Here is a 9,240-nt window from a genome sequence, read left to right as displayed (position 1 = left end):
CCGCCCCCCCCCCCCCCCCCCCCGCCCCCCCCCCGCCACTACCGATCAGAGTCGCTCGGCCTTGCCACTGGCCAGTGCGCGCGCGATCACCTGCTGCGCCTGCTGCGATGCCTGCGCGTGCACGCGTGCCTGGCGCTCGCCCAACGCGGCCTGTTGGCTGCCCAGCGCCGCCTGGCGGCTGGCCAGTTCAGACTGCTGGCTGGCCAGGCGCTGCATGGCGCGGGTGCGGCTGGCACGCGCGGTTTCGTTGTCCACTTCCTGCATCGCACGACGCGCCTCGGCGGCAGCCTCACGTGCGGCCTCACGTGCAACCGCCGCGTCGTTGGTCGCGCCCCGCGCCGCCTTCGCCGCTTCGGCCGCCGCTTCGCGGTTGATGTCATGCGCGGCCATCGCACTGCGCGCGGCCTCCGCTGCGGCCAGTGCCAGGCGGCGCGCCTCTTCACCCTGCAGACGCCCCATCTCACCCATCTGCTTGCCCAGGTCGCCCTGCTGGCGGCCCAGCGCACTCTGCTGGCGGCCCAGTTCGCTCTGCTGGCGACCAAGGTCCGCCGCACCGGCATAGGCGCGCTGCAGCGACTGGATCAACATCCGGTCGCGCACCACATAGCGCTTGTCGCCCTGGCGGAACCACAGCGCCGGGCCCTTGCCGAGCTGCCTGCGGGCCACCATCACATCGTCCATGCCGCCGTTGGCGAAGGTCGAATCACCATCGACCAGCACGAAGGCCTCCCGGGGCGACTTGCCCAGATCGAGGCGACCGTAGGTCGTGATGGAGGAGGTGGTGGTCGTGCCGTCATGGTCCTCATCCATGCCAGCGGCATCGTCGACATCGGCCACATCGGCATCGTCAGGACCGGAGGGTTCTTCCATATCGGCCGGTTCTGCGGGCGGTGCGGGAGCCACCGGCTCGGCCGGAACGCGCGCGGCCGAGGCTGGTGCGGGCGGGGCTTCCGGAGCCTTCGGCGGGGGCGGCACCACGGCCTTCGGGGCGGCCGGAGGTGCGGGCGGGGCCGGCGGGGCCGGCGGCACCGGCGCTGCGACCAGCCGCATCGGCGCCACGCCCACCACCACCACCACAGCGGTCAGCGCCACCGCCAGCAGACGCGGGCAGGACCGGTGCGACTGCAGCGAAAGCAGGCGACGCTTGAGGCTGGTGGTGCTCGGTGCGGCGCTGGCCACGCCCAGATGCGGCTGCGGGGCCACGCCCAGCTGCAGCAACAGGCGGCCATAGGCCTGGCGGCTGGCGCCATGTTGGCCGACCACCGCCGCATCCACGGCTTCCTCGCGGGCCTGCGCGTATTCGCGCACCGACAGGCGCAGCAGCGGGTGGAAGAAGAACAGGTGCTGGGCCAGCGCGGGCAGCAGGCCCCATTGCAGGTCACGGCGCTGCAGGTGCTGCAGTTCGTGGGTCAGTGCCAGGTCCAGCGCATCGCCCTGCAGGACGTTGTCGCCGGCCGGCAGCAGCAGCACCGGGCGGAACGGCCCGACCAGCTGCGGTGCGTCCACCTGCGTGCTCATCCACAGCCGCGGCGCACGGCGCACGCCGTGGGCATCGGAGGCCAGCTGCAGGGCCTGCACCAGCGCCTCGTCCTCGCAGGGATACGCCGCAGCCAGCAGTGCGCGGCAGCGGCGCCACTCACCGAAGGTGCGCAGCGCCATCACCAGCACGCCGGACAGCCACAGCGCGGACAGTGCGACCGCCCACCATGCAACTGCCGGTACTTCGGCCGTGGGCAGCGGCATCGCGGCCAGCAACTGCGCAGAGGCCTCCGGGGCCAGCGGGTAGACGATGTCAGCGGCCACGTCGGTCGCGGTCATCGCCACCGCCTGCGGCGCCGGCAGCCAGGCCAACTGCAACGGCTGGCTCCAGAACAGGCCGAGCACGGCCTGCAGCGAGACCAGCCACCACAGGCGGCAGCGGGTCGCCGCCGACAGCGACGGCAGCGCGCGGCACAGGCCGTACACCAGCGCCACCAGCAGCACGGTCTGCAGGCTGGTCCAGCCCAACCGTTCCAGCATCGGAATCAGCATCGTGGTGTCCATGGCTCAGCCCTCGTGGCGACGCGATTGGAGTTGGGCGACCAGCGCTTCCAGCTCGGCCAGTTCGTTGTCGCTGACCTGCTGGCGCTGCGACAGGTAGGCCACGAACGGCGACACCGAGCCCTGCAGGGTGTTGTCGACGAACTGGGCCACGGCACCCTGCAGCACGCTCTGCGGGCCACGGGTGGCCTGGTAGCGGTAGACGCCGTCCTGCTGCCGGCGCTGAAGATACCCCTTCGCCCGCAGCCGCTCCATCATCGTCAGCACGGTGGAACGGGCCAGGCCGCGGGCCTCGCCGTAGCCACTGGCGACCTCGCCGACGCTGGCCGGCGCATGTTCATCGATGTACTGCAGCAGGGCCAGTTCCTGGTCCCCGATGGTCTTGCCACGCATGACACCACTCCCTTGACTACACGTGTCGTCACTGTCAGCTTGACGACAACTGTAGTCAACCCCCCGGAAGTCATGGGCCGACGAACGGTAGGCACCACCGAGCGCTTAAACCTTTGACCCGCCCGCTGCATCCGATCCGCAACGCCCCGCTGGAATTCCGCATGTCCCGCCCAATGCTCCGAGTCCTGCTCATGCTCATCAGTGCACTGCCCTTCGCCGCCGTCTCTGCCAGCCAGGACCAGGCCAACGACCAGACCCGCCGCCTGATCCGCCAGATCATGCTGGAGCAGCGCATCCCGGGATTGCAGATCGCGGTGGTCAAGGACGGGCAGACCGTGTTGTCCGAGGCCTACGGGCTGGCCAACGTGGAGAACGGTGTGCTTGCCTCGCGCGACACCCGTTTCCCGCTCAATTCGGCCACCAAGGCGTTCACCGGCGTGGCGGCCGCGCAACTGGCCCAGCAGGGGCAGCTGGATCTGGACGCACCGGCCTCGCGCTACCTGGATGACCTTCCGCCAGCGTGGAGAGACGTACGCGTACACCAGCTGCTGGCGCATACCTCCGGCCTTCCCGACATCCTTGATGCGAAGGGACTGCTGGGCGGTGGCTCGGAAGCGCAGGCGTGGGCGGCCGTCACTGCGCAGCCGCTCGAAGCCGAACCCGGGCAGCGCTTCGCCTACAACCAGACCAACTACGTACTGCTGGCACGGATCATCGCGAAGCAATCCGGCATGCCCTACGAACGTTTCCTCGCCACCGGCCAGTTCAGCAGCGCGCGCATGGCCCGCACCACCTTCGGCGACAGCTACGACCTGATTCCCGATGCGGCGACGATGTACAGCCTGGCCCCGCGTGCCACCGACGCTGCGGATGCACCGTCCCGCCTGTCGCACTGGTTCTACGACATACCGCCTTCGCTGTGGGCCGGTGGCGGCATCCTCACCACCGCCGACGACACCGCGCGCTGGCTGGTCGCGCTGACCGAAGGCCGCCTGCTGCCGGAGACCGCCCTGCGGCGGATGTGGAGCGCGGAGCGCCTGGCGGATGGCCGTGCCGGCCCGTGGGCGGGGGGCTGGCCGGTACTGCGCGCATCGCCCGACCTTCAGGTGGCCGGTATCGGCGGTGCGCGCTCGGCGTTCGTGGTCTATCCCGAGCGCGGCGTGGCGGTGGTGGTGCTGACCAATCTTGTCGGTGCCAATCCGCAGCAGTTCATTCCACGCATTGCCGATTTCTATGCGCGCGATGCCTCAACGCCCAGTCACGAACGGGTCGCCCCTGCACGGCAATAACGGGCTGTCATCGCAGGGCCATAGCCCGGCCGGCACGGTCCTGGCCACTTCGAAGTGATCCTGGTTCCAGCGCAGGAAACCGCCGTGGATGGCATTGCCATGGTCGAAGCTGCGCGCAGCGTCGGCCAATGGCTGCTCGGGGTCGGCTTCGGCCACCCAGCGCACCACCGGCACCTTGTCCAGCTGCCCGATGAAGGCGAACAGATCGCCCGCGCCCCTGTCCTGGTAAGCCGTCATCGTCGCCGCATCAGGCAGCTCGGCCTGCGCCAGCAACGACGCGGTGACATCCTGCAGCGGTGCGGCTCCCTGCGCGATGTAGGCGCGCATGCCCGTGGTGGTTGCTGGGCAGTCCTGCAGCTGCACGAGATACCCGGTGGTACCGCCACTGCTGGAGAACGAGCGCATCCAGTAGCGGAAACGCGGTCCGCTGCGATCGGTGACCATGAAATCCTGCTGGCCACCCTGCGCGGGAATGGAAAGCACCTGCGCATTGCCGGCACTCTCCACGTTGCACTTCAACTGCGCCAGCACCCGCCTGGCCGGTTCGGGCAGCGCAGCGTAGTGGCCGCCGGAATGGGCGCTGCCGGAAGCTTCCGGTAACGCAGGCAATCCGCGTTCAGTGGGTCCTGCCTGCGCAGGCAAGGTCTCCGGTTTCGCCTCAGGCTTCGCAGCGGGTGCGACCGGCACGGTGTGCTCCCCGGCGGGTGCGCATGCGCTGCACGCCAGCAGCAACACCCACGGCAAACCGGACATCAAGGGTAGACGGACCATCCTTCAACGTCCTCCCATCGCGGGTGCTTCGTGCTGCTGTGCCGGCGCGGGCACGGGCGCACCCTGTTCGCGCGCTTGCTGCTGCAGCTGGCGCAGGCTGGTTTCCACCGCAGTCTCGCGCACCTCGGCTGCGTTGACGCCTGCGCGCACGGCCGCCGGATCGCCCGGACTGCCCTGCACCAGGAACAGTGTCTCACCCGCAGCGCGGCCGCCACTGGGATTGCTGGCCACGATCTGGTCGACCCGGGTGATGCCTGCGGCCTTCGCTTCGCGCAGCATCACCAGGCTGTAGTCATCGGCGTGCTCGGCGTAGCGCCCGCCCAAGGCCTGCAGGTGCGTGCTGATCTGCTGCTGCAGGGCATGGTCGCGATGCTGCGGCTGCCGGGGATCGTCATTGGCCGCGAGCGGCGTGTCCTGTCCCAGCCCGCGCGCCTGGCCCGGCGCAACCGAGGTCAGCACATACTGCCAGCGGTTCTGCCCGGGGGTGCCGCGTACCGTCGCCACGAAGTCGTCGTACTCACCGCCGCCGATGGTCTGGCAGCCCGCCGAATCGGTATTGGACCGGCTGCCACGATGGATCTTGAAGGTGTCGTTGAGGTCCTGCACGCCCTGGGTATCGCGCGCATCGAACCAGCCATCGCCATTGCTGTCGCGCTCCACCCGTCCAGCGCCGGCGGTGATGGCCGCCTGCGAAGGGCGCAACGCGAATTCATCGGGATGGCCGTTGCGCGGATGCGTGGTCGCGCGCATCTCGGTGGTGCCTTCGCCCAACCGTCCAAGATCCTTGACCCGGTCGCCGTTGACGTCCTCGCCCTCGGTCTTGGTACGCGGCGCCACGTTGCCGAAGCCAGGGCTGCGTGGCGTGGTCTTGGCGTGTCCGTCGTACTGGGCGGTCGGTTCTGTCGTGGCCTGGTTGAACTCGCGCACATGGCCGTGGCCCTGCGCATCCTTCCACAGCACCACGATGCGGTCGTCGTAGACACCACGCCCTCGCGCCTCGGTGGTGCGGTTCTCGTCGCGCAGCCCCAGCACCACGCGATCCTGCGTGGCCATCGCATCGTTCGCCGCGGCGTTGCCGCGCTGGGCCACGATGCTGCCATACACGTCGTACTGCTGGGCCTGGCTCAGGCCCGCAGTCTCCGCGGCGTCGGGCATGCGCGGTGGGCGCGTCGCGTCGCTCAGGCGATCCAGCATCGGGTTGACCGTGGCCGCGTCGGTGGCGGATACGCCACCGCTCCGTCGCAGCGCCTCAAGCTCGGTGGCGCCCCGCGCCGCGATGTAGCGATCCAGCGATTCCTGCACCACCGCACTCTGGCCGTTGTGCAGGGCCTCCAGGCGGGCGGCCGCGCCACGGGCATCGTTCTGCCGCAACAGGGCGACGACTTCATCGGCCGCTGCGTTGATATCCATCTCCGGCATGATCTTTCCCTGAACGTGATCGGTATGGGAGTCCAGACTACCCCACCGCACCGGCGCAGCCGTTGACACACGCCACACACCTGCGCGAAGCCCCGTTCAGCAGACGCCACGCCGTAGTGCTGTTCACCCTCGTGGCCCGCCCATCACCGGCAGGATCACCCCGCTGATGTAACTGGCACAGGCCGGCGAGGCCAGGAACACGTAGGCCGGCGACAGTTCCTCGGGCTGTGCAGGCCGGCCCATGTCGCTGTCCTTGCCAAATTCCGCCACGTCCTGCGCCGGCTTGTCGGCCGGGTTGAGCGGCGTCCATACCGGCCCCGGCGCCACGCAGTTGACCCGGATGCCGCGCGGCAGCAGCTGGCTGGCCAGCGATTTGGTGAACGCGTGGATCGCGCCCTTGGTCGCCGAGTAATCGATCAGCGCCTTGCTGCCGAAGATTCCCGTTTCCGAACCGGTGTTGATGATGCTGGCGCCCTCGCCCAGATGCGGCAGCACCGCGCGCGCCATCTGGATGTACCCGCCGATGTTGGTCTGCAGGGTCTCCTGCAGGTGCGCGTCTTCCAGGTCTTCCAGCCGCTCGCAGTGCAGCTGGAACGCGGCGTTGTTGACCAGGATATCGATGCCGCCGAACGCCTTGGCCACCTGCTTCACCGCTTTGTCGCAGAAGCGCGGATCGCGCACGTCACCGGCGATCACCACGCAGCGACCGCCTTCGCGCTCCACGTGCTGGCGGGTGATGTCCGCGTCCTCGGCCTCGTCCAGGTGCAGCACGGCCACGTCGGCACCTTCGCGTGCGAACAGCACCGCCACCGCGCGGCCGATGCCGGAATCGCCACCGGTGACGATCGCACGCATGCCCTGCAGTTTGCCGCTGCCGGTGTAGTCGGGTGCAAGGAAACGCGGCGCCAGCTCCAGTTCGTGTTCGTGCCCGGGCTTGGCCAGCTGCTGCGCCGGCATCGCCTCCGGCTGGCGTCGTGCTCCGGCCTGGGTCGCGGTCTTCTTTGTTGCCTTCTTGGTTGCCTTCTTGGCCGCGCGGGCGTCCTTGGCCTTCTCCTGGTCCTGCAGGCGCCGCTGCCGTGCCGCAACGCGGGCGGCGCGGGGATCGCTGGCGGCGGCCTTGCGGGTTGCAGTCTTCACCACGCGCGGGCGATCGGGGTCGGCGATGGTCCTGGTTGCAGTGCTGCCTTTGCGCACCTTGGGTGAGGCTTTGCGGCGGGCGGGGGTTTTCCTGGTGGTGGCCATGCAGGTCTCCTCGGGGGGGAATGGGATTGCCGGCCAGCGGCCGGCACTACCGGGCGCATGCGCCGCAGTACCGGGGGCGGCATCCGCCGCTCCTGCAGTGTCTCCACCCCTGCTGTTGGCGGCAGTGAGCGCGCCGTGTCCATGATGTGCACGGCATTCATTCCGCCACCACGTGCGCCGTCGCACCCTGCACGCAATCACACAAGGAACGCCTCCATGAAACACGCCATCGCCACCGCCGCCGTCTGCTTTGCCCTCGCCGCCTGCAGCAGCACACCGGTGGCCCAGGTACAGCCGATCGACGGTGTGATTTCCGGCCAGTGCCACAGCGACAGGGTGCGCGGCGCACTTGGCCTGGCCGCGTCGGACGCCACCGTCGCACGCGCACGGGTGGACAGCGACAGCCTGCACGTACGGGTACTGCGCCACGACGGCCCGCGGGTGCCGCCGGCCAGCGAAGGCGGCGACCGCCTGACCATCGAAAAGGGACGCACCAACAACATCACCGCGATCTACTGCGGCTGAGCCGGCGCGCCCTGCGCAGCACGCGCAGGGTCGCCTGTTCCCACTGGCGCGGCCCACGCAGGCCGGCCAGCGTGGCCAGTTCGCCGCGCTCCCAGCCGGCGAACACGCAGGGGTCGATATAGGCCTTGCGGCACACCGCCGGGGTATTGCCCAACAGCGACGCCACTTCGCACACCACCGCGCGCTGCGCCTGCGCCAGCGCGCGCTGGCTGGCCGGTTCCGGCAGTTCGGTGGCGGCAAACGCCTGCACCGCCGCAACCGTCCCGCCCCAGGTGCGGAAATCCTTGGCAGTGAAGTCCTCGCCCATCACCTCGCGCAGGTAGTCGTTCACCGCGCCGGAGTCGACCGGCTGCAGCGCACCGTCGTCATCGCGGTACTGGAACAGCGCCTGCCCCGGCAGCTGCTGCAGGCGCCGCACCAGCAGCCCCAGCCTGCGGTCGCCCACGGTGACCTCCTGCAGCTGCCCGGACTTGCCACGGAAGCGCATGCGCACGCGGCCACCGCGCAGCAGCTCCAGATGCCGGTTTCGCAGTGTGGTCAGTCCAAACGAACGGTTCTGCTGCACATAGGTCTCATTGCCGACCCGCACCAGCGTGTCCGCCAACAGCGCGACCACCATGGCCAGCACCTTTTCCTTCGGGAAACCGGGGCGCTTGAGATCCCGCGACAGCCGCCGCCGCAGCGTAGGCAACGCCTCGCCAAAGGCGATGATGCGGTCGAACTTGCCGGCATCGCGCTCCCTGGCCCAATCGGGGTGGTAACGGTACTGCTTGCGACCGCGCGCATCACGACCGGTGGCCTGCAGGTGGCCGTTGGCATGGGCGCAGATCCACACCGCGGTGTAGGCCGGTGGGATCGCCAGTGCGCGGATGCGTTGCAGGGTGGTGGCGTCGCGTATCGCGTGGCCATCAGCATCGCGGTAGCTGAAGCCCTTGCCGGCGCGGCGCCGGCTGATGCCCGGCTGGGTGTCGTCGACATAGCGCAGGCCGGCCGCGCGCGCTGCCTGTCGTTCGGGGGTGGAGGGAGTTGGCATGTCTCCAGTGTCGCCGTCGCCATGCCGCGATCCTGTCGATAACACAAGACAAACACGTGAGGGCCGGTTCGCCGCTATGCTCGGGTCTTCACAACCCCTTCCGGAGTCATGATGTCGTTCCCGATTCGCGCCCGTTCGCTCTCCGCCCTGTTGCTGCCGGCCGTGCTGGCCCTGACCGCCTGCCAGGCACCGGCGCTGGATGAACAGGATTCGGCCACCGCCCACGCCCAGCAGGCCGCCGAAGCAGCCAAGGCGCCGGCCGACGACGCCGGCAAGGCCACCGAGGCTCCGCCGGTCGGCACCTGCGATGCCAGCCAGGTACAGAGCCTGGTCGGCCAGGCCTACACCGATGCCCTCGGCAAGCAGGCACAGGAAGATGCAGGTGCCAGCCAGGTGCGCGTGCTCAAGCCCAATGATGTGGCCACGATGGAGTTCCTCGGCGACCGCCTGAACATCGAAGTGGACGACAAGGGCGCCGTCAGCGGCGTGCGCTGCGGCTGAGTCCCGCCCCGCGCCGGCACTGGGTTG

Annotated in this window: 9 protein-coding genes; 3 read left to right on the top strand and 6 right to left on the bottom strand. The window is 69.6% G+C overall.

All coding sequences use genetic code 11. The features are described 5' to 3' along the window. Positions 1-45: 45 nt before the first annotated feature. Complete coding sequence (locus tag O0K41_RS14865) at positions 46-2,043, bottom strand: M56 family metallopeptidase (protein ID WP_088437001.1); 1,998 nt, start codon at positions 2,041-2,043, stop codon at positions 46-48. A gap of 3 nt (positions 2,044-2,046) precedes the next feature. Then, complete coding sequence (locus O0K41_RS14860; RefSeq protein WP_019661969.1) at positions 2,047-2,433, bottom strand: BlaI/MecI/CopY family transcriptional regulator; 387 nt, start codon at positions 2,431-2,433, stop codon at positions 2,047-2,049. 191 nt (positions 2,434-2,624) lie between these two features. Between O0K41_RS14860 and O0K41_RS14855 the strand changes: the two genes are divergently transcribed. After that, the gene (locus O0K41_RS14855) at positions 2,625-3,722 is read left to right on the top strand and encodes a serine hydrolase domain-containing protein (protein WP_088437008.1); all 1,098 of its coding nucleotides are present in this window, start codon (positions 2,625-2,627) and stop codon (positions 3,720-3,722) included. Here O0K41_RS14855 and O0K41_RS14850 read toward each other — a convergent pair. The 3 genes from O0K41_RS14850 to O0K41_RS14840 all read right to left on the bottom strand — a co-directional run bounded on the left by O0K41_RS14850 (position 3,681) and on the right by O0K41_RS14840 (position 7,154). After that, positions 3,681-4,331 (bottom strand): hypothetical protein, encoded by a 651-nt coding sequence (locus O0K41_RS14850; protein WP_239503592.1) that lies wholly within the window; start codon positions 4,329-4,331, stop codon positions 3,681-3,683. The two genes, O0K41_RS14855 and O0K41_RS14850, sit on opposite strands and share 42 nt — an antisense overlap. A gap of 165 nt (positions 4,332-4,496) precedes the next feature. Continuing rightward, a complete protein-coding gene (locus O0K41_RS14845) occupies positions 4,497-5,903 on the bottom strand; it encodes an XVIPCD domain-containing protein (protein ID WP_225792014.1) in 1,407 nt (468 codons plus the stop codon). 132 nt (positions 5,904-6,035) lie between these two features. After that, positions 6,036-7,154, bottom strand: coding sequence for an SDR family oxidoreductase (locus tag O0K41_RS14840; protein WP_005411829.1), 1,119 nt, complete (start codon positions 7,152-7,154; stop codon positions 6,036-6,038). Between the two features lie 216 nt (positions 7,155-7,370). Between O0K41_RS14840 and O0K41_RS14835 the strand changes: the two genes are divergently transcribed. Next, the gene (locus O0K41_RS14835) at positions 7,371-7,679 is read left to right on the top strand and encodes a hypothetical protein (protein ID WP_005407511.1); all 309 of its coding nucleotides are present in this window, start codon (positions 7,371-7,373) and stop codon (positions 7,677-7,679) included. Here the strand turns inward: O0K41_RS14835 and O0K41_RS14830 are convergent. Next, positions 7,657-8,712 (bottom strand): DNA topoisomerase IB, encoded by a 1,056-nt coding sequence (locus O0K41_RS14830; RefSeq protein WP_049449748.1) that lies wholly within the window; start codon positions 8,710-8,712, stop codon positions 7,657-7,659. The genes O0K41_RS14835 and O0K41_RS14830 overlap by 23 nt on opposite strands. Before the next feature lie 111 nt (positions 8,713-8,823). Between O0K41_RS14830 and O0K41_RS14825 the strand changes: the two genes are divergently transcribed. After that, positions 8,824-9,213, top strand: a complete 390-nt coding sequence (locus O0K41_RS14825; protein ID WP_005407509.1) for an I78 family peptidase inhibitor — start codon at positions 8,824-8,826, stop codon at positions 9,211-9,213. The last annotated feature ends 27 nt before the right edge of the window (positions 9,214-9,240 follow it).

Source organism: Stenotrophomonas sp. Sm2128, assembly GCF_030985535.1.
Classification (GTDB): domain Bacteria; phylum Pseudomonadota; class Gammaproteobacteria; order Xanthomonadales; family Xanthomonadaceae; genus Stenotrophomonas; species Stenotrophomonas maltophilia.
This window is presented reverse-complemented; position numbering and strand designations above follow the sequence as displayed.